At 67.6% G+C, this 18,603-nt stretch carries 17 protein-coding genes; 10 read left to right on the plus strand and 7 right to left on the minus strand.

The window, feature by feature from the left end:
- Positions 1–46 precede the first annotated feature (46 nt).
- The 3 genes from BDW16_RS04295 (at position 47) to BDW16_RS04305 (ending at position 2,900) form a co-directional block, all read left to right on the plus strand.
- The gene (locus BDW16_RS04295; protein ID WP_066577812.1) at positions 47–748 is read left to right on the plus strand and encodes a CREC-EF hand family protein; all 702 of its coding nucleotides are present in this window, start codon (positions 47–49) and stop codon (positions 746–748) included.
- A gap of 86 nt (positions 749–834) precedes the next feature.
- A complete protein-coding gene (locus tag BDW16_RS04300) occupies positions 835–1,557 on the plus strand; it encodes a response regulator (RefSeq protein WP_066577811.1) in 723 nt (240 codons plus the stop codon).
- Positions 1,554–2,900 carry a sensor histidine kinase gene (locus BDW16_RS04305; protein WP_066577806.1) on the plus strand — a complete coding sequence of 449 codons (1,347 nt, stop codon included), beginning with the start codon at positions 1,554–1,556 and terminating at the stop codon, positions 2,898–2,900. Before BDW16_RS04300 ends, BDW16_RS04305 begins: the two co-directional genes overlap by 4 nt.
- Before the next feature lie 62 nt (positions 2,901–2,962).
- Here the strand turns inward: BDW16_RS04305 and ndk are convergent, their stop codons facing one another.
- From ndk to BDW16_RS04320, 3 genes are all read right to left on the minus strand, one after another.
- Positions 2,963–3,385: a nucleoside-diphosphate kinase gene (gene ndk, locus BDW16_RS04310; protein WP_066577804.1), complete on the minus strand. Its 423-nt coding sequence runs from the start codon at positions 3,383–3,385 to the stop codon at positions 2,963–2,965.
- Positions 3,386–3,545: 160 nt separating this feature from the next.
- Positions 3,546–3,986, minus strand: a complete 441-nt coding sequence (locus BDW16_RS04315; protein ID WP_066577802.1) for a DNA polymerase III subunit chi — start codon at positions 3,984–3,986, stop codon at positions 3,546–3,548.
- A 39-nt stretch (positions 3,987–4,025) separates the two neighbouring features.
- Positions 4,026–5,501: a leucyl aminopeptidase gene (locus BDW16_RS04320; protein WP_066577800.1), complete on the minus strand. Its 1,476-nt coding sequence runs from the start codon at positions 5,499–5,501 to the stop codon at positions 4,026–4,028.
- Between the two features lie 354 nt (positions 5,502–5,855).
- On the opposite strand from BDW16_RS04320, the gene BDW16_RS04325 reads away from it, so the two are divergent.
- The 4 genes from BDW16_RS04325 (at position 5,856) to rsmA (ending at position 11,347) form a co-directional block, all read left to right on the plus strand.
- Positions 5,856–8,102, plus strand: coding sequence for an LPS-assembly protein LptD (locus tag BDW16_RS04325; protein ID WP_066577798.1), 2,247 nt, complete (start codon positions 5,856–5,858; stop codon positions 8,100–8,102).
- A 69-nt stretch (positions 8,103–8,171) separates the two neighbouring features.
- Positions 8,172–9,524: a peptidylprolyl isomerase gene (locus BDW16_RS04330; protein ID WP_100362705.1), complete on the plus strand. Its 1,353-nt coding sequence runs from the start codon at positions 8,172–8,174 to the stop codon at positions 9,522–9,524.
- A gap of 3 nt (positions 9,525–9,527) precedes the next feature.
- The gene (gene pdxA, locus BDW16_RS04335) at positions 9,528–10,532 is read left to right on the plus strand and encodes a 4-hydroxythreonine-4-phosphate dehydrogenase PdxA (protein ID WP_371836693.1); all 1,005 of its coding nucleotides are present in this window, start codon (positions 9,528–9,530) and stop codon (positions 10,530–10,532) included.
- Complete coding sequence (rsmA, locus tag BDW16_RS04340; protein WP_066577793.1) at positions 10,529–11,347, plus strand: 16S rRNA (adenine(1518)-N(6)/adenine(1519)-N(6))-dimethyltransferase RsmA; 819 nt, start codon at positions 10,529–10,531, stop codon at positions 11,345–11,347. The genes pdxA and rsmA overlap by 4 nt, the downstream gene beginning before the upstream one ends.
- A gap of 47 nt (positions 11,348–11,394) precedes the next feature.
- Here the strand turns inward: rsmA and BDW16_RS04345 are convergent, their stop codons facing one another.
- Positions 11,395–11,901, minus strand: coding sequence for a tetratricopeptide repeat protein (locus BDW16_RS04345; RefSeq protein ID WP_066577790.1), 507 nt, complete (start codon positions 11,899–11,901; stop codon positions 11,395–11,397).
- 32 nt (positions 11,902–11,933) lie between these two features.
- A complete protein-coding gene (locus tag BDW16_RS04350) occupies positions 11,934–13,118 on the minus strand; it encodes an RsmB/NOP family class I SAM-dependent RNA methyltransferase (protein ID WP_066577787.1) in 1,185 nt (394 codons plus the stop codon).
- A 160-nt stretch (positions 13,119–13,278) separates the two neighbouring features.
- On the opposite strand from BDW16_RS04350, the gene BDW16_RS04355 reads away from it, so the two are divergent.
- Positions 13,279–14,448 carry a low temperature requirement protein A gene (locus BDW16_RS04355; RefSeq protein ID WP_066577785.1) on the plus strand — a complete coding sequence of 390 codons (1,170 nt, stop codon included), beginning with the start codon at positions 13,279–13,281 and terminating at the stop codon, positions 14,446–14,448.
- Here the strand turns inward: BDW16_RS04355 and BDW16_RS04360 are convergent.
- Together BDW16_RS04360 and BDW16_RS04365 are read right to left on the minus strand one after the other, a co-directional pair.
- A complete protein-coding gene (locus tag BDW16_RS04360; RefSeq protein WP_066577782.1) occupies positions 14,426–15,217 on the minus strand; it encodes a hypothetical protein in 792 nt (263 codons plus the stop codon). The two genes, BDW16_RS04355 and BDW16_RS04360, sit on opposite strands and share 23 nt — an antisense overlap.
- A 72-nt stretch (positions 15,218–15,289) precedes the next feature.
- The gene (locus BDW16_RS04365; protein WP_066577781.1) at positions 15,290–16,195 is read right to left on the minus strand and encodes a LysR family transcriptional regulator; all 906 of its coding nucleotides are present in this window, start codon (positions 16,193–16,195) and stop codon (positions 15,290–15,292) included.
- A gap of 85 nt (positions 16,196–16,280) precedes the next feature.
- Between BDW16_RS04365 and BDW16_RS04370 the strand changes: the two genes are divergently transcribed.
- The gene (locus BDW16_RS04370; protein WP_066577779.1) at positions 16,281–17,315 is read left to right on the plus strand and encodes an aldo/keto reductase; all 1,035 of its coding nucleotides are present in this window, start codon (positions 16,281–16,283) and stop codon (positions 17,313–17,315) included.
- 53 nt (positions 17,316–17,368) lie between these two features.
- Positions 17,369–18,550, plus strand: coding sequence for an MFS transporter (locus BDW16_RS04375; RefSeq protein WP_066577776.1), 1,182 nt, complete (start codon positions 17,369–17,371; stop codon positions 18,548–18,550).
- Positions 18,551–18,603: the final 53 nt, after the last annotated feature.

Raw genomic sequence — 18,603 nt, forward strand, 5'->3', positions numbered from 1 at the left:
GCACCACCGCGGCACCCCCTCGCCGCCCCGACAGGAGCCTGCCCCGATGAAGAACCTTCTCACTGCCACGGCGATCGGCGCGATGCTTGCCGCCGGTGTCGCGATCGCGATGCAGAGCGAAACCCCCGCCGCAGCCCCGAAACAGCCGATCACCAGGGCCGAGATGCTCGCCCGCGCCGATGCGCGCTTCGATCGAATGGACACCAACAAGGACGGCCAGCTCGACGCGAACGAGCGCAAGGCCGGCGCCGAGGCCGCGCGCGCGGCGATGGCGGAGCGCAAGGGCGGCGAGATGGCCGACTTCATGCCCGGCGCCGGACGCCGCGGCGGCGGCATGGGCGAGCGCATGCTCGGCCGCATCGACACCAATGGCGACGGCATGATCAGCAAGGCCGAGAACCGCGCCGCCGCCGAGTCCCGCTTCGCGCGGATGGATGCCAATGGCGACGGCACGATCGGCGCGGACGAGCGCGGCGAGGGCATGGGCAAGTGGAAGCGTGGCGGCCGCCGCGGCGCTGCGGCCGAAGGCAGCCCCGTTCCGATGCATGGCGGCAAGCGCCATGGGATGAAGGCCGACGCCAATGGCGACGGCGTCATCACCCGCGCCGAGTTCGACGCGCACAGCGCCGCGCGCTTTGCCGCGATGGACGCGAACAAGGACGGCAGGATCGACGCATCCGAAATGCCGAAGCCGCGCCGCATGCGTGGCGCGACGCCACCCGCCCCCGGCGCACCCCAGGGCGAGTGACCGGCATGCCGGGCGGGCTCTACGACCTCCTCCGTGCCGCCCGCCCGGCACTTTCCGTGCCGGACGAATCTGCTACCCCTGCGGAGATGACCGCAGACACCCCGCATTTGCTGCTCGTCGATGACGAGCGATCGATCCGCGAGCCGCTGGCCCAGTATCTCACCAAGCAGAATTTCCGCGTGACCCAGGTCGCCGATGCGGAGGCGGCGCGCGCGCGGCTATCGGCCTATGCGATCGATCTGGTGGTGCTCGACATCATGATGCCGGGCGAGGACGGCCTCAGCCTCTGCCGCCATATCCGCGCGACCAGCGACACGCCGGTGATCCTGCTCACCGCGAAGAGCGAGGAGACCGACCGGATCGTCGGGCTCGAGATGGGTGCCGACGACTATGTCGTGAAGCCGTTCTCTCCCCGCGAGCTGGCGGCGCGGATCAAGGTCGTGCTGCGCCGGATGCAGGCGGGCGGCACGCGCCAGCATGCCCCCGAAAGCGGCAGCTTCGCCTTTTCGGGCTGGGTGCTCAAGACCGGCGAGCGCGCGCTGGTCGATCGCGACGGCGTGTCGGTCCCGCTCTCGACCGGCGAATACAACCTGCTGCTCGCGCTGGTGATGCGGCCGCGCGCGGTGCTGACCCGCGACCAGCTGCTCGACCTGACGCAGGGACGCGAGGCGGCGGCGTTCGACCGCGCGATCGACAACCAGGTCAGCCGGCTGCGCAAGAAGATCGAGCCGGACGCGAAGAACCCCAGTTTGATCAAGACGGTATGGGGTGGCGGCTACACGCTGGCGAGCGATGTCACCCGGCTATGAGGCGCATCCCCCTTTGGCCGCGCAGCATGATGGGGCAGATGGCGCTGGTGGTCGCCGCAGCGTTGTTTCTGGCGCAAGCGCTCAACTTCGGCCTCGCACTGCGCGACCGCTCGAGCTTTCGCCTGGCGCAGGCGACCCGACCGGTCGCGATTCGCGTCGCCGATGCGCTCGAACGGGAGGTACAGAACGGCCGCCCGATCCCGCAGGATCGCGGTCGGGTTCGTCGCGCGCCCGGCAACCCGATCCCGCCCTATCTCGAACGCCGCACCGAAGTGCAGGATGAGCTGCGCCGTCAGTTGACCGAACAGGGCGTGACAGCCGGCCGCATCGACACCGGGGTGCGCCAGGTTTCGGACGAACCCTTGCCGATGGAGGAAGGCCGGCGGCCGCGGGGCCGGCGGCCCGGTCCGATCCTGGTGATCGCGATCGAGGTGCCCGGCAAGGGCTGGCTGACCACCGCCGCGCCGTGGGAGCGTTTCCCGCGCCGGCTGTTCTGGCTGCTCGCCGCCCAGACGCTCATTCTCTACGCGATCATGCTGCTGCCGGTGCTGTGGGCGACCCGCCGCATCTCGCGTCCATTGCACGTCCTGGCCGCCGCGGCACGCCGCTTCCAGCCAGGGGTCGAGGCGGAGCCGGTGGCGGAGGCCGGCCCCAGTGACGTGCGCGCGGTGATCTCCGCCTACAATGCGCTGAGCCGCCGCGTCACCGCGATGCTGGACGAGAAGGATCAGATGCTCGGCGCGATCGGCCACGATCTGCGCACGCCGCTCGCCGCGCTGCGCGTCCGCATCGAATCGGTCGATGACGAGGAAGACCGTGCCCGCATGGCCGACACGATCGATGAGATGAACCGCACGCTCGACGACATCCTCAGCCTCGCCCGCCTCGGCCGCCCGAGCGAGGCGCCGACCGAGACCGATCTGTCGGCGCTGATCGACGCGGTCGTCGACGATTTCCGCGAACTCGGCCACGCGGTCGACTATCAGGACGGCCAGCGCCTCATCGTCCGCCTGCGCCCCGCACTGATGCGCCGCGCGGTCCGCAACCTGATCGAGAATGCGGTCAAATATGGCGGCGGCAGGAGCGAGGTCCTGCTCACCGCCGACCCCGCGCAGGTGCGAATCGAGGTCGCCGACCGCGGCCCCGGCATCCCGGCGGACCAGCTCGCCGCGGTGTTCGATCCCTTCACCCGGCTCGATCCCTCGCGCAACCGCACCACCGGCGGCGTCGGTCTCGGCCTCACCCTCGCCCGCGCGATCGTGCGCGAGGCGGGCGGCGACATCGCGCTCGCCAACCGCGAGGGCGGCGGCCTCTCCGCCACGATCGCGCTGCCGCGGCGCTAAAAAGAAAGGCCCCTCCCGCGCGGGGAGAGGCCCTTCCTTGTCCTTCAGGCCGAAGCCCGAATTCAGCCGACGATTTCTTCCGGCTTGAAGAAGAACGCGATCTCGATCGCCGCATTCTCGTCCGAGTCCGAACCGTGCACCGAGTTCGCCTCGATCGATTCGGCCAGTTCCTTGCGGATCGTGCCGGCATCGGCATTGGCCGGGTTGGTCGCGCCCATGATGTCGCGGTTGCGCTGCACGGCGTTCTCGCCTTCCAGCACCTGCACGACCACCGGGCCGGAGATCATGAACTCGACCAGGTCGTTGAAGAAGGGACGCTCGCGGTGAACGCCGTAAAAGCCCTCGGCCTGCTCGCGGGTCATCTGGATGCGCTTCGAGGCGACGACGCGAAGGCCCGCTTCCTCCAGCATCTTGGTGACCGCGCCGGTCAGGTTGCGGCGGGTGGCATCGGGCTTGATGATCGAAAAGGTCCGGGTCGCGGCCATGGCCGTGCGGCTCCTGTCATTAGGGGTGGGGATTGCGCGGGCCTCTAGTCGGGCACGGCGGCGGTGGCAAGGGGGAGGCGGCGCAGACGAGGCTCGTCTCTCGCAACGCGATTACGCCCTTCTTGGCCCCTCCCGCTTGCGGGAGAGGGCTAGAACATCTCTAAGCCGCCTGCGCCCAGCGTCCATTCTCGTCCTGCTTCCAGTAGCGCCGCTCCACGCCCTCGCGATCCGCCAGCCCCTTCCACGCAATGCGCGCCGCCCCGATGCTGTCCTCGCCGAAGAAGTGGAACGCGCGGTCGAAGTCGAGCGCCGCGTCGCGCCATTCGCCGTCGATCAGTGCGACGAAGCGCGCGCCGTTGGCCGGCGCCACCTCGCCCGCGATCAGCACCGGCTGGACCTTGTCGTCCCCCGCCCCCGCCTGTGCATGGGGCAGGAAGCTCTCGGCCTGCCAGGTCCAGAGCGACCCGTCGATCCGCTGGCGCTGATGCGCGTCGGCGGAAACGATCAGCAGCCGCTGGCCGCTCTCCACCACCTTCACCGCGATGCCGGGCAGCGCCCGCTCCAGCGGCGTCACGGTGAGGTGGTAGAAATCGACCTGCATCAGTTTCTCCAGATCCCTCCCGCACGCGGGAGGGGTGGGTCAGCGCTCGAAATTGTCGCGGACGAAGCGGTCGAGCAGGCGCACGCCGTAACCGGTCGCGCCCTTGTCATAGGTGCTGCCGGGCTTGTCCGCCCACACCATGCCCGCAATGTCGAGATGCGCCCAGCGCACGCCCTCGCCGACGAAGCGCTGGATGAACTGCGCCGCGGTGATCGATCCGGCGCCGCGCGGGCCGACATTCTTCATGTCGGCGATCGGGCTGTCGATCAGCTTGTTGTACGCATCGCCCAGCGGGAAGCGCCACAACAGGTCGCCGGTCGCGCGGCCTGCCGCCAGCAGCTCGTCGGCCAGGCCGTCGTCATTGGCGAACAGGCCGCCATGCTCGCTGCCCAGGCTGATGATCATCGCGCCGGTCAGCGTGGCGAGATCGACGATGGTCTTGGGCGCATGCACCTTCTGGACCCAGGTGATCGCGTCGCACAGCACCAGACGGCCTTCCGCGTCGGTGTTGATCACCTCGATCGTCTGGCCCGACATCGACGTCACGACGTCGCCCGGACGCTGGGCATTGCCGTCAGGCATGTTCTCGACCAGCCCGCACACGCCGATGACGTTGGCCTTGGCCTTGCGCGCGGCGAGCGCCTTCATCGCGCCCGCGACGGCGCCGGCGCCGCCCATGTCCCACTTCATGTCCTCCATGCCCGCAGCCGGCTTGATCGAGATGCCGCCGGTATCGAAGGTCACGCCCTTGCCGACCAGCGCGAGGTCGACGTCGCCCTCTCCCTTGCCGTTCCAGCGCATCGCCAGCAGCCGCGCCTCGCGCACCGATCCCTGCGCAACGCCGAGCAGCGCGCCCATGCCCAGCTTCTCCATCGCGGCGCGATCGAGCACCTCGATCTCGACGCCGAGCTCGGCAAGGTGGCGGCAACGCTCGACGAAGCTCTCGGGATAGACGATGTTGGGCGGATCGGAGACGAGGCCGCGGGTCAGGTCGAGCCCTTCGGTGACCGCCGCCTGTTCGGCATAGGCCGCCTCGGTGCCGTCCGCGGCTCCGGCGACGACGATCTCCGCCAGCGTCGGCTTCTGCTTGTCGGTCAGGCGCGTGCGATAGACGTCGTGGCGCCAGCCGCGCTGAACCGCCGCCGCCGCCAGCCGTGCGGCTGCACGGGCCGTGGGCGCACCGCCCAGGCTCGCGAGGTCGATCGCGATCGCGGTGACGCCCGAGGTCAGGTAGCGCGCAGTCAGTGCGCCGCCGGCACGCTCATAATCCGCCTCGCTGCCCGAACCGACGCCGAGCAGCACCAGCCGGTTCGCGCCGTCGGAGCCGGGCACGAAGATCTCGACGATTCCGCCCGCTTCGCCCTCGAACCGGCCCGCCTTCGCCGCACCGCGCGCAAGCGCCAGCGTGGCGTCGTCCAGCACGCCCGCCGGGATGCGGTCGATGCCGTCCTTCTCGACGGGCAGGGCAACGACGCCCGCATCGGCTGGGCGGGCGGCGGAAAATGTTACGCGCATGAAGCTTCCTGTTCCTGTGGATCTTGTCGTGATTTGCGTTCTCTCTAGGCCAGTGCGCGGCGAACGGCAAAGCCTAGGGTCTGACCTCAATTGGAACGGGGTCGAGACGGAGTCGGATTTGGTGTCAGGCCAGGAGCGAGGAGGGAGCGATGGGGTGCATCGTGACGGATGAGCGACGACGCGTGGCGTCAAATTCGGCCCGCCGCTGCGCGGTCGCCCGTGGAAGGCCAATTGAGATCAGACCCTGGACTTGTCCAGCGATTGCGAAGCGAGGCGCAGGGTGCAATAGGGTTGGCGGGTAAGCGCGCAACGGGCGCGGGTGCCGGGTCGGCGTTAAAGGGGTATGGTTCGGACGTGACGCGCAAGGCTCTGCTTCTCGCCGGGATTCTGCCGATCGCGCTGTGCTGTGTGCCTGCCTATGCGCAGGATCTGCAGGACCGGCCGGTCGAACCGCCGCCGCCGTCGGAAACCGCGCTCCCCACCGATCCCGACCAGATCCAGTTCTCCGCCGATCTCGCCGAATATGATTCGGACGGCGATATCGTGACGATCAGCGGCGACGTTCGCCTGTTCCGTGAGGGCAACCGGCTGCGCGCGGACAAGGTGGTGTGGAATCGCAAGACCGGCCAGGTGCTTGCCTCGGGCAATATCGCGGTCACCAATCCGGAAGGTGACACCGCCTATGGCGACCAGATCGAACTGACCGATTCGCTCAAGGACGGCGCGATCGACAATATGCTCGTCGTGCTGGAACAGGGCGGGCGCCTCGCCGCCGAACGCGGCACGCGCGACGCGAACGGCGTGATCAGCGTCGATCGCGCTGCCTATACGCCTTGCGCGGTGGTCGATTCGAACAACTGCCCCAAGGAACCGTCCTGGAAGATCACGGCGGTGCGCGTCGTCTATGATCCCGCGCGCAAGCGCATGCGCTACAAGGGCGCGCGGGTCTCGCTGTTCGGCTTCGCGACATTGCCGCTTCCGGTGTTCAGCCACTCGGTCGGCGCAGGCAATGCCAGCGGCCTGCTCGCTCCCGCGATCCGCTACGATGCGGTGAACGGCTTCGAGGTCGCCCTGCCCTATTATTTCGCGCTCGGCCCCAATCGCGACGTCACCGTCACGCCGCACGTCTTCACCGATGCACTGCCGATGCTGCAGGGCGAATATCGCCAGCTCACCGGCAACGGCGCCTTCCGGGTGACCGGCTACGCAACCTACAGCCGCCGCAGCGACGATTTCGTCTCGCCGACGCCCTCGGTGTCGAGCGAATATGCCTTTCGCGGCTATATCGACGCGGCCGGCCGGTTCCAGCTCGATCCCAACTGGAGCGTCAGCGGATCGATGCGGATCGCCAGCGATCGCACCTTCCTGCGCCGCTACGACATTTCGAGCGACGACCGGCTGCGCAACAATATCCGGATCGAGCGGATCGATCGCAATTCGATGCTCAGCATCAACGGCTGGGCTGTCCAGACGCTGCGCCCGACCGAAAGCCAGGGGCTTCAGCCGATCGCCCTGCCCGAAATCGACTATCGCCTGCGCTTCGGCCAGGGGCTGCTCGAAGGCGGGCGGTTCGAGCTTCAGCTCAACAGCCTCGCGATCGGCCGCGCCAGCGGGCAGGATACGCAGCGCGCCTTCGCCTCGCTGCGCTACGACCTGCGCAAGCTCACCGCCTGGGGGCAGGAAATCACCCTCACCGCCTATGGCCGCGGCGATCTTTACAATACCGACGAGATCGCAGCGACCAGCCAGGTCAGCTATCGCGGGCTTGAGGGCTTCCGCGGCCGCGCGATCGGCGCGATCGCGCTCGACATGAAATGGCCGCTGATCGGCGAGGCGTTCGGCGGCGTGCAGCGGATCACCCCGCGCTTCCAGGTCGTCGCCGCACCGCGGATCGAGAATTTCGACATTCCGAACGAAGATGCGCGCTCGGTCGATCTCGAGGATTCGAACCTGTTCGCGCTCAACCGCTTCCCGGGTTACGACCGGTTCGAGGATTCGACGCGCTTCACCTTCGGGCTCGATTATGCGCTGTATCTGCCCGGCCTCTCGATCGAGGCGAATATCGGCCAGAGCTACCGGCTCGATTCGCGGCCGACGATCCTGCCCGACGGCACGGGGATGACCGACCGGCTCTCCGACATCGTCGGGCGGACGGTGGTGCGCTACAAGGATTTCCTGACGTTCACGCACCGCTACCGGCTCGACAAGGACAATATCGCGATCCGCCGCAACGAGATCGACGCCACGATCGGCTCGCGCGATACCTTTGCGACGATCGGCTATCTGCGGCTCAACCGGAACGTCGATTTCGCGCTCGAGGATCTGCAGGATCGCGAGGAAGCACGGGTGGGCGCGCGGGTGAAGGTCAGGCGCTTCTGGTCGGTGTTCGGATCGGCGGTGATCGATCTCACCAATGCCGAGGAGGATCCGGCCTCGCTCGCCGACGGGTTCGAACCCGTCCGTCATCGCCTCGGCATCGAATATGAGGATGATTGCCTGCGTCTGGGCGTCACCTGGAAGCGCGATTACCAGACGACCGGCGACGCACGCCGCGGCAGCAGCTACCTGTTGACGCTGGCGCTCAAGAATTTGGGGCGCTAAGCCCCAGTTCAGGCACAATTGGCGACTAAACGCCGCTCTTCCTTCTTCGGGAACGGATTTCAGGTACGGATGACGATGACTCTTAAGGTCGGACATTTCTGCCGCTCGGCAGCGCTGATTCTTGGTATTGCCGGCAGCGCCGCGATCGCTGCGCAGACCGCGGGCGATACGCCGCCGTCCAGCGCGGCCAATCTCGATCTGCCCAAGGAGCTTCAGCTCTTCAGCAAGCCCGATCCCAATGTCCGCAAGCCGACGGCATTGGTGAACGGCTATGTCATCACCCGCACCGATGTCGACCAGCGTTTCGCGCTGTTCGTCGCGCTCAACCAGCTCAAGCTGACCGCGGAGGAGCAGGACCGGCTGCGCCTTCAGGTGCTTCGCCTGCTGACGGACGAGACGATCCAGATCCAGGAAGCCAAGTCGAACGACATCACGATCCCGCAGGATCAGATCGACCGCAGCTTCGCCTCGATCGCCAACCGCTACCAGCGCACCCCCGATCAGATGCGCGCATGGCTGCGCGAAATCGGCTCGTCCGAACGCTCCTTCAAGCGCCAGATCGAAGGCGAAATAGCCTGGCAACGCGTCATCCAGCGCAAAATCGGCTCCCTAATCAATGTCGGCGACGAAGAGGTGAAGTCGATCATCGAGCGGCTTGAGCAGGCTAAGGGAACGGATGAGTTCCAGCTTCGCGAGATCTACATCTCCGCCACGCCCGAACGGCAGGGCGAAGTGTTCCAGGCGATGCAGCAGATGATCCAGCAGATGCAGCAAGGCCGTCCGTTCGAATATTTCGCACAGTTCTCGGAAGCGACCACCCGTTCGGTCGGCGGCGACCTTGGCTGGGTGCGTTCCGGTATGCTTCCGGCGCAGCTTGGCCAGGCGGCGCAGCAGATGCAGGTCGGCCAGGTCGCGGGCCCGATCGAGGTTCCGGGCGGCTTCTCGATCCTCTATCTCGTCGACAAGCGTCAGGTCCTGACCAGCGATCCGCGCGACGCCAGGCTCAGCCTGCGCCAGCTCACCGTGAAGTTCCCAGCAGGCACTACCCAGGCCCAGGCGCAGACCAAGGCATCGGAATTCGCGACCGTCCTCAAATCGACGGCCGGTTGCGGCGCAGTGGGCAAGGCCGCAGAAACGCTGGGCGCCGAGGTCGTGGACAATGATTCGGTACGTGCACGCGACCTGCCACCGCAGCTGCAGGACATCATCCTGAAGCTCCAGATCGGCGAGTCGACGCCTCCCTTCGGATCACCCGAAGAAGGCGTGCGCGCGCTGGTCCTTTGCGGGCGCGACGATCCCAAGACCGCCGCCCTGCCCAACCCGGACCAGATCCGTGAGCAGATCGAGGAAACCCGTACCAACCTTCGTGCCCAGCGCTACCTTCGCGACCTGCGCCGGGACGCGATCATCGACTATCGCTGAGCCGTGACGATTCCGGTCCTCCCCCTTGCGATCGCATTGGGCGATCCTGCCGGGATCGGACCGGAAATTGTCGCAAAGGCGTGGCGGGATCGTGAACTTCAGGCATTGCCGCCCTTCTTCGCCGTAGGCGATGCGCGCGCGATCGCAGCGGTCTGGAATGGCCCGATCGCCAGCATCGCAAACCCGAGTGAAACCCCGGCGATATTCGGCGAAGCGCTTCCGGTGCTCCCGGTCGCCGGTACGAGCGAGATCATTCCCGGTACCCCGGACGATGCAGGCGCACGCAGCGCGCTCGACAGCCTCGAGCTCGCCACCGGTTTGACCCGCTCGGGTACGGCAGGCGCGCTGGTGACCGGGCCGGTATCCAAGGCTCAGCTCTACCGCATCGGGTTCACCCACCCCGGCCAGACCGAGTTCATTGCCGAACGCTGCGGCATCGCGCCGGAAAATACGGTGATGATGCTCGCAGGGCCGACTCTGCGGGTCGTTCCGGTGACCACGCATATCCCGCTTGCCGCCGTGCCGCAGGCGATTTCGATCGAACTGATCATCGCCAAGGCGCGCGTGACGGCGCGGGGCCTCTCGCGCAATTTCGGGATCGACGCGCCGCGGCTCGCCTTCGCAGGGCTCAATCCGCACGCAGGCGAAAGCGGCGCAATCGGACGGGAGGAAATCGAGATCCTCGAACCCGCGATCCGCCAGCTACGGGCCGAAGGAATCGATGTGGTCGGACCGCTTGCCGCCGACACGATGTTCCATGCCCGCGCCCGCGCCACCTATGACGCCGCGATCTGCCTCTACCACGATCAGGCGCTGGTACCGCTCAAGACGCTGCATTTCGATGAGGGCGTCAACATGACGCTGGGCCTGCCGATCGTGCGTACATCCCCCGATCACGGCACGGCGTTCGGCATCGCCGGGCAAGACATGGCCGAGCCGGGTGCGATGATCGCCGCGATCCGCATGGCTGGTCAGGCGGCAGAGAAGCGGGCATTGGCTGAGGCGTGACCGCCCTTCCCCCGCTTCGTGAAGTCATCCGCAACCATGGGCTGAGCGCCAGCAAGGCGCTGGGCCAAAATTTCCTGTTCGATTCGCAGCTGCTCGACCGGATCGCGCGCGTGCCGGGCGATCTCGAAGGACGGGAAGTATTCGAAGTCGGCCCCGGACCGGGCGGCCTGACCCGTGCCCTGCTGCAAGCAGGAGCGAAGGTCACCGCAGTCGAACGCGATCGCCGCTGCATCCCCGCGCTGGCCGAGCTGGGTGAAGCGTTTCCGGGCAAGCTCACCGTGATCGAGGGCGATGCACTGGAGGTGGACGCGCCGTCGCTGTTCGCCGGCAAGCCGCATATCGCATCCAACCTGCCCTATAATATCGGCACTGCACTGACGGTGGGCTGGCTCTCGGCAATCTGGCAGCCCTGGTGGGCGAGCCTGACCCTGATGTTCCAGAAGGAGGTCGCCGAGCGCATCGTCGCCGCCCCAGGAACCGGCGCCTATGGCCGCCTCGCGGTGCTGGCGCAGTGGCGGAGCAGCGCGAAGATCGCGATGCCCGTCCACCGCTCCGCCTTCACCCCGCCGCCCAAGGTGATGTCGGCGGTGGTGCATATCGTCCCGGGCGAGGAGCCGGCAGGTGTCAAGCTCGCGGTGCTCGAGAAGCTGACCGGTGCAGCCTTCGGACAGCGGCGCAAGATGCTGCGCCAGAGCCTCAAGGCCATGCCCGGCGCGGTCGAGGCAGCCGAGAGCATCGGGATCGATCCGACGCGGCGCGCAGAAACGGTAAGCGTCGACGAATTCGTCGCGCTCGCGCGCACGCTGTCTGCCTAGTTGATCTCAGCTGCGCTAAACCCGGCACCGGCAAACAAAAGTCAGCCTTAGTTCTTCTTCGCTTCAGCGGGCGGCGGAACGACCTGCGCGGTCGCGGTCGCGGGCGGCCCCTTGGCAATCGCAGCGGCGAGCTGGTTCGCGTCGGCGCAGCTGGCACCGCACAGCGTCTTCACCCGCGCGAGGTTTTCCTTCGCGCGCTCGACCGCACCCTTCTGCACCATCGCCTCGCCCTGCCCGCGCAGCGCAACGACGTCGTTCGGCTCAAGCGTCAGCGCCTCGCGATAGAAGCGGATCGCCTTGCCCGGCAGCCCCTGCGCGCGCGCGACTTCGGCGAGCACGATATAGGCCTGACGGTTGCGCGGATCGACGGCGAGCGCGCTTTCGATCAGGTCGTTGGCGCCGTCGAGATTGCCCGCGGCCCGCGCCGCCTTGCCGCGTTCGAGCAACGCGATCGAGCGCGCGTCGATCTGGTCGTCAGCACGCTGGCCATAAAGCGAGGTCGAAACGCTGAGCAGAGCGAGCGCGGCGGCGGCGGACACGACAGTGATACGCATCAGGGACTCCGGACGTAGAATGCGCAGGGCTATCATGTGCGCACCAGCTTCGCGACAAAAAAGCCGTCGGTCGAATGGGACAGCGGGGTCAGGCGCATGCCCGGTCCATGCGGAGTTCCGAGCGGAAGCGCAAGCGGCGCGGCGCTCCAGCCCGGCTGACGGGCCAGAAGCGCCTCCACCTGATCCGTCCCTTCGGCATCGAGCAGCGAACATACGATGTGGATCAGCGTGCCGCCGGGCTTGACCAGCGCAGCGCCGACATCGAGCAGCCGGGCCTGGGTCTCGACCAGCTTTGCCAGTCGCGCGGGTGTGAGCCGCCAGCGTGCCTCCGGGTTGCGGCGCCAGGTGCCGGTGCCCGAGCACGGCGCGTCGATCAGCACGACATCGGCGGTTCCCGTCCAGTCGGCGAGCGGCTCGATCTCGCGGCCCGGGTTGAGCAGGCGCGTTCCGACGATCGAAACCCCCGCCCGCTCGGCCCGCGGCAGCAGGCGCGAGAGGCGCGACCGATCGGAGTCCGAGGCAAGCAGTTCGCCCCGGTTCCCCATCGCGGCGGCGAGGGCAAGGGTCTTGCCGCCACCGCCTGCGCACAGATCGACCACGCGCATTCCGGGCTGAGCACCCGCGGCAAGCGTGACGGTCTGGCTGCCCGCGTCCTGCACCTCGATCCAGCCATCGGCATAGGGCTGCGTCTTCTCGACCGGCGTATCGGACGGAAGGCGGAGCGCCGCAGCGAGTCCATCAACCGGCAGCGCATCGGGCAAGGCGGCCCGAACCTGCGCGACACTGGCCTTGAGCGTGTTGACTCGCAGGTCGAGTGGCGCCCGGCCGAGCATTGCCGCCGCCTGATCCGTACCGATGCCCGATGCGGCGAGCCCCTCGATCAGCCAGCCAGGCGCGATCCCGGCTTGCGCGACCGGTTCACCGGCGGCACGCGGCGCCGGGCCGTAGGATGAACCGTCGAAGGTTGCGGCCAGCTCCACATCAGTGGCCGCGAGCGCCAGGAGCGCAGCGCGCCCGCTCCCCGGCCGTTCGCCGCAGAAGCGGATCGCGTCGTAAATCAGCCCGCGGATCGCACGGCGGTCCTTCGACCCGGCATAGCGGCGCGCCGCGAACCCGCGCTGGATCAGCACGTCCGCGGAGGCTCCGCCGTCCCGCGCCGCGACGATGATCTGGTCGAGCAGCTCGATCGCCGCCTGGGTACGTGCGGCGGGTGTCATGCCCGCCGATCCGGGTGACAGGTCGATTGACAAAGTTGACGCGACACGCGTGTTTTCACTGCAATGAAGACACGTGGGGCGTGTGGCATCGACGAGGGGAATTCAGACTGCATTGCTGGTACGGCAAAGCAGATGGGTTCCAACATTGGAAGGGGGAAGCATGGGACACAAAGCAATCCGGCCGATGAAGCCGCGCGATCCGCACGAGCAGCATCGCGCCGCGACGCCGCTGGAATTGCTGTTCGACCTCGTCACGGTGATCGCTATCGCCGCCGCCGCGGCATCGCTGCATCACGGCATTGCAGCGGATCATGCAGCGGAGGGAGTCGTCCGCTACCTGTTCACCTTCTTCGCGATCTGGTGGGCATGGATGAACTTCACCTGGTTCGCGTCGGCCTATGACAATGACGATGCACCGACCCGGCTGCTGACGATGGTTATCATGGGCGGCGCGCTGCTGATCGCCGCGGGGATCGAACGCTTCTCCGCCCATCTCGACATCAGCCTGGTCGTGGCGGGCTATGCGATGATGCGCGTGGCGATGATCGCGCTATGGCTGCGCGCGGCGTGGCACGACCCGGCGCGGCGCCCCTGTGCGCTGCGCTATGCCGCCGGGATAGCGATCGCCCAGATCTACTGGATCGGCCTTTATTTCCTCGGCGATCCGCATTCGCCCGTGTTCATCGCGCTGATCCTGCTGGGCTGGCTTATCGAGCTTGCCGTGCCGGCCATCGCCGAGCGCGCGGGCATGACGCCGTGGCATCGGCATCATATCGTCGAGCGCTACGGCCTGCTGACGATCATCGTGCTGGGCGAGGTGCTGCTGGCGGCGACACTGGCACTCGAGAAGGCTTGGGACGGGAGCTTCGACGTGCGGCTGGTGCATACCGCCATCTCCGCGCTGGTGATCACCTTTGCGATGTGGTGGCTCTATTTCGCGCGCGAAGAGCAGCTTTCGAGCGCCAGGCTGAGCCGCGCGCTGCAATGGGGCTATGGCCATATGATCGTCTTCGCATCCGGCGCAGCGGTTGGCGCAGGCTTTGCCGTGCTGGTCGAGATCCTCACCGGCCATTCCAAGATCGGAATACGGGCCGGCGATCTGGCGGTGGCGATCCCGCTCGGCATCTACTTCCTGGCTCTGTGGCTTGTGCGCGACCGGTTCGAACTGCACGGGGCGGCACGCTGGGTACTGCCGGTGTTCGCGGCGGCGGTGATCGCCCTGCCCTTCGCCTTCCCCGCGCTGGAGGCGATCGCGGCGCTGGCCGTGGCGGCGGTAGCGATCCGCGCGGCGCTGGCCGCCCGCAGCGTCAGGGCGGAGTCTGCCGCTTGATTCCATAGTCGATCCGGATCCGCACCCATTCGCCGATCTTCGGCTGGCCGCCAAGCCGCGGCGGGCGGACGCGGAACTGCCAGGCGGCGGCGAGCACCGCACGGGCGATCTTCGAGCCTTCGGGATACTCGTCGAGCATGATGCAATCATCGACCCGGAAATCGGGCACGGTGCGGCACGCGATCAATCCCCAGCCCGGCCCGCTCGCGGTGGAGAGATAGCCGCTGAGTTCACTGTCATAGGGCTCGCGATACCAGGCCGCGGCATAGAGCGGTTCGCCGCGCGGCCCCCTGCCCTCGACCCGCGGCGTATCGCCGGGCAGGCTGGCGAGGTTGGGCGGTCCCGCGGTACGGCGCGGCGCGGCCGGCGCGGCAGGCTGGCGTGGAAGCACCGCGATATCCGGCATCCGCCCGAGCGGTATGTTGAGCAGCACGGGCGGTGACGGCTGGGGCTGAGGCTGCGGAACGGGCGGCTGCGGCGCTGGTTCGGGCTGGGTCTCCGCGGGTTGTGCACGCACCGGATTCGGAGCGGCACTGGGAGCGGGCTTATCCTCGGTTTCGGCTTCGGGCTCGGGTTCGGGCGTCACGCCGAACACCGTCATGCCCGCATCCCCGTCCTCGCGGCCGACAATATCCGGTGCCAGCGTGAAGATCATCAGCACGACCAGAAGCTCGACCAGCAACGCGAGCACGAAGCCCCGCGTGCGCGTCCCGAACCGGTCGCGCAGACGATCGAAACGTGAGGGTGCGGGAGAATCCGGCTGGGACAATGAACCTCGGGAAACAGAAGCGGCGCGGACGGAGCGTGGCTAGAATGGCATTACGACTAAAACATGTCGGACTCAGCGCAACCGTTCCGCAAGGAAATCGACAAAGACGCGAACGCGGGCCGGGGTGTTGGCACCACCAACGAACACGGCGTGGATCACCTCGATATCCCCGGGGTTGAATTCCTCAAGGACCGGGACGAGCCGACCGTCGGCAAGCTCATCCGCGACGCTGAACGCGCCCACGCGCGTGATCCCGACCCCGGCGGCGGCGAGCTGGCCCAGTGTCTCGCCATTATTGGCCTCGATATTGCCGGTGACGGTCATCGCATAGTCGCTCTGTCCGTCGCAGAACGGCCAGACCGGCTCGGCGCGGCGAAAGTTGAAGTTGAGGCAATTATGATCGTGCAGGTCCGCCGGCACGCGCGGGGTGCCGTGCCGCGCCAGATAGCCGGGCGAGGCGACGATCACCCGGCCATTCTCCCCCAGCTTGCGCGCGGTGAGGCCACTGTCGGCGAGCGGGCCGAAGCGGATCGCGACATCCGCCTGCCCCGCCGCCACATCGACGATCGAATCGCTCAGGCTGATGTCGACCAGGATATGCGGGTAGAGGCGCGCGAACTCCCCGAGCAGCGGGACGATGCACAGCCGCCCGTGCGACAGCGCCGCGCTGACCCGAAGCCGCCCGCGTGGCGCCCCTTGGTCGGCGATCGCCTGCTCGGCATCATCGAGATCTGTGAGGATGCGGCGGGCAGCGCCGAGATAGGCCTGCCCCTCCGCGGTCAAGGTCAGCGCGCGGGTGGTGCGGAGCAACAGGCGAACGCCCAGCCGCGCCTCGATCCGGTCGACGGTGCGGCTGACCGCGGAGGGGGTGAGACCCAGCACACGCCCCGCGGCCGAAAAGCTGCCCTGCGCAGCGACTGCGGCAAATACTTCAAGTGAGCGGGCACGATCGGCACCGCCTTCCATCTTTGCGTCCATGGCAAAAATCCTTCGCGTCGACGCCACCTACAAGGCTCACCGGCCACCGTCCATCTGTGCGTCGAACGCTATCAGGGAGTGTATGATGGAATACCGGCAATTGGGCGCTTCGGGACTTCGCGTACCCGTGCTGAGCTTTGGTGCGGCAACCTTCGGCGGCACCGGGCCGCTGTTCAGCGCATGGGGCACCAGCGATGCGGCGGAAGCGCGGCGATTGGTCGACATCTGCCTCGATGCCGGGGTCAATCTGTTCGACACCGCCGACGTTTATTCGAACGGCGCTTCCGAGGAAGTGCTGGCGGAAGCGATCAAGGGCCGGCGGGACCAGGTGCTGATCTCAACCAAGACCGGGCTTCCGCTCGGCGACGGGCCTGCCGACTGGGGCGTGTCGCGCTCGCGGCTGATCGCAGCGGTCGATGCGTCGCTCAAGCGGCTCGGCACCGACCATATCGACATCCTCCAGCTCCATGCCTTCGACGCGCATACGCCGGTCGAGGAGTTGCTGGCGACGCTCGACACGCTGGTCGCGCAGGGCAAGGTCCGCCACACCGGCGTCTCCAACTATCCCGGCTGGCAGCTGATGAAGGCGCTCGCCGCCGCCGACCGGCATGGCTGGCCGCGCTTCGTCGCGCACCAGGTCTATTATTCGCTGATCGGGCGCGCCTATGAGGCCGATCTTATGCCGCTCGCCGCCGATCAGGGCATCGGCGCACTGGTTTGGAGCCCGCTCGGCTGGGGGCGCCTCACGGGCAAGATCGGGCGCAACCGTCCGGTGCCCGCGGGCAGCCGCCTGCACGATACCGAACAGTTCGCGCCGCCGGTGAGCGAAGAGCATCTCTACAAGGTGATCGATGCGCTCGAGGCCGTGGCGGAGGAAACGGGCAAGACCGTGCCGCAAGTCGCGATCAATTGGCTGCTCCAGCGCCCCACAGTCTCGTCGGTGATCATCGGCGCCCGCAACGAGGAGCAGCTGCGGCAGAATCTCGGCGCCGTCGGCTGGTCGCTGACCCGCGAACAGGTCGCCGCGCTGGATGCGGCGAGCGACGTGCTGCCGCCCTACCCGCACACCCCCTATCGGCAGCAGGAGGGCTTTGCCCGCCTCAATCCGGCGATCGTTTGATTGCGGCACCGGCCGAACCTTCCAGCAAGACTCTGAACCGGAAAGCCACGACAATGAAGCTCAATCCTCCATTGCTCGCGCTCGCCGCGGGCGCCTTCGGCATCGGCGTGACCGAGTTCGCGCCGATGGGCCTGCTGCCCGTTATTGCCAACGATCTGGGCGTTTCGATCCCCGCCGCCGGGCTGCTGGTCAGCGCCTATGCGCTGGGCGTGCTGATCGGCGCCCCGCTGATGACGCTGACCACCGGGCGCGTGCCGCGACGGACGCTGCTGATCGGTCTTGCCGCGATCTTCACGCTCGGCAACCTGCTGTCCGCCGTCGCCGACGGCTATTGGACACTGCTCGCGGCGCGCGTGCTTACCTCCCTCAACCATGGAGCGTTCTTCGGCGTCGGATCGATCGTCGCAGCGAGCGTGGTCGCGCCCGACCGCAAGGCCGGCGCGGTCGCGGCGATGTTCATGGGGCTGACGGTGGCGATCATCGTCGGTGTGCCGCTCTCGACCTGGGCGGGCGAGCATCTCGGCTGGCGTGCGTCTTTCTGGGCGATTGCGGGGCTGGGCGTGGTGACGATGGCGGCGCTACGCTTCACCCTGCCCGCGATGCCAGCGCCGGAAGGCGGCAATGTAGCCGACGAGTTGCGCGTGCTGGCGCGCAAACCGGTGCTCGCCGCGCTCGGCCTCACCGTGATCGGCTCGAGCGCGATGTTCACCGTGTTCACCTACATCACCCCGATCCTGCAGACCCAGACCCGCGCTTCGCTGGCGTTCGTGACGGCGATGCTGGTGGTCTATGGCGTAGGCCTCACCGTGGGCAACTGGCTGGGCGGCAAGTTCGCCGACAAGTCGGTCGATCGGACGCTGATCGTCACCCTCGCCTCGCTGTCGGCGGTGCTGGTCGCTTTCGCCGCACTGATGCCCTTCCATGCGCCAGTCACGGTCCTGGTGTTCCTGTGGGGCGTGGCGAGCTTCGCACTGGTCCCGCCGCTTCAGGTGCGGGTGATGACCGCCGCGGCGGATGCGCCCAACCTCGCCTCGTCGGTCAATATCGGCGCGTTCAACCTCGGCAACGCTATCGGCGCAGCGCTGGGGGGCGCGGTTATCGCTGGCGGGCTGGGTTATCCGGCGGTTTCGCTGGCGGGCGCGGCGACCTCCGCGATCGGCCTGATCATGGTGCTGTTGGCGCGCCGCGGAAGCGCCCCGGCCGGGGGAGAAAGGCTGGCTGCGGGCACCTGTTGAGCGTGCTTCGATCCAATACTTAAGTTTTCACTTGACTATTGGTCATTCGATTC

Source organism: Sphingomonas koreensis (assembly GCF_002797435.1).
Lineage (GTDB): Bacteria > Pseudomonadota > Alphaproteobacteria > Sphingomonadales > Sphingomonadaceae > Sphingomonas > Sphingomonas koreensis.

What these genes read in the sequence shown, in the direction of transcription:
- BDW16_RS04295 (WP_066577812.1), top strand. Translation starts at nt 47, where the DNA reads ATGAAGAACCTTCTCACTGCCACGGCGATCGGCGCGATGCTTGCCGCC.
- BDW16_RS04300 (WP_066577811.1), top strand. Translation starts at nt 835, where the DNA reads ATGACCGCAGACACCCCGCATTTGCTGCTCGTCGATGACGAGCGATCG.
- BDW16_RS04305 (WP_066577806.1), top strand. Translation starts at nt 1,554, where the DNA reads ATGAGGCGCATCCCCCTTTGGCCGCGCAGCATGATGGGGCAGATGGCG.
- ndk (WP_066577804.1), bottom strand. Translation starts at nt 3,385, where the DNA reads ATGGCCGCGACCCGGACCTTTTCGATCATCAAGCCCGATGCCACCCGC.
- BDW16_RS04315 (WP_066577802.1), bottom strand. Translation starts at nt 3,986, where the DNA reads ATGCAGGTCGATTTCTACCACCTCACCGTGACGCCGCTGGAGCGGGCG.
- BDW16_RS04320 (WP_066577800.1), bottom strand. Translation starts at nt 5,501, where the DNA reads ATGCGCGTAACATTTTCCGCCGCCCGCCCAGCCGATGCGGGCGTCGTT.
- BDW16_RS04330 (WP_100362705.1), top strand. Translation starts at nt 8,172, where the DNA reads ATGACGATGACTCTTAAGGTCGGACATTTCTGCCGCTCGGCAGCGCTG.
- BDW16_RS04345 (WP_066577790.1), bottom strand. Translation starts at nt 11,901, where the DNA reads ATGCGTATCACTGTCGTGTCCGCCGCCGCCGCGCTCGCTCTGCTCAGC.
- BDW16_RS04350 (WP_066577787.1), bottom strand. Translation starts at nt 13,118, where the DNA reads ATGACACCCGCCGCACGTACCCAGGCGGCGATCGAGCTGCTCGACCAG.
- BDW16_RS04355 (WP_066577785.1), top strand. Translation starts at nt 13,279, where the DNA reads ATGGGACACAAAGCAATCCGGCCGATGAAGCCGCGCGATCCGCACGAG.
- BDW16_RS04365 (WP_066577781.1), bottom strand. Translation starts at nt 16,195, where the DNA reads ATGGACGCAAAGATGGAAGGCGGTGCCGATCGTGCCCGCTCACTTGAA.
- BDW16_RS04370 (WP_066577779.1), top strand. Translation starts at nt 16,281, where the DNA reads ATGGAATACCGGCAATTGGGCGCTTCGGGACTTCGCGTACCCGTGCTG.
- BDW16_RS04375 (WP_066577776.1), top strand. Translation starts at nt 17,369, where the DNA reads ATGAAGCTCAATCCTCCATTGCTCGCGCTCGCCGCGGGCGCCTTCGGC.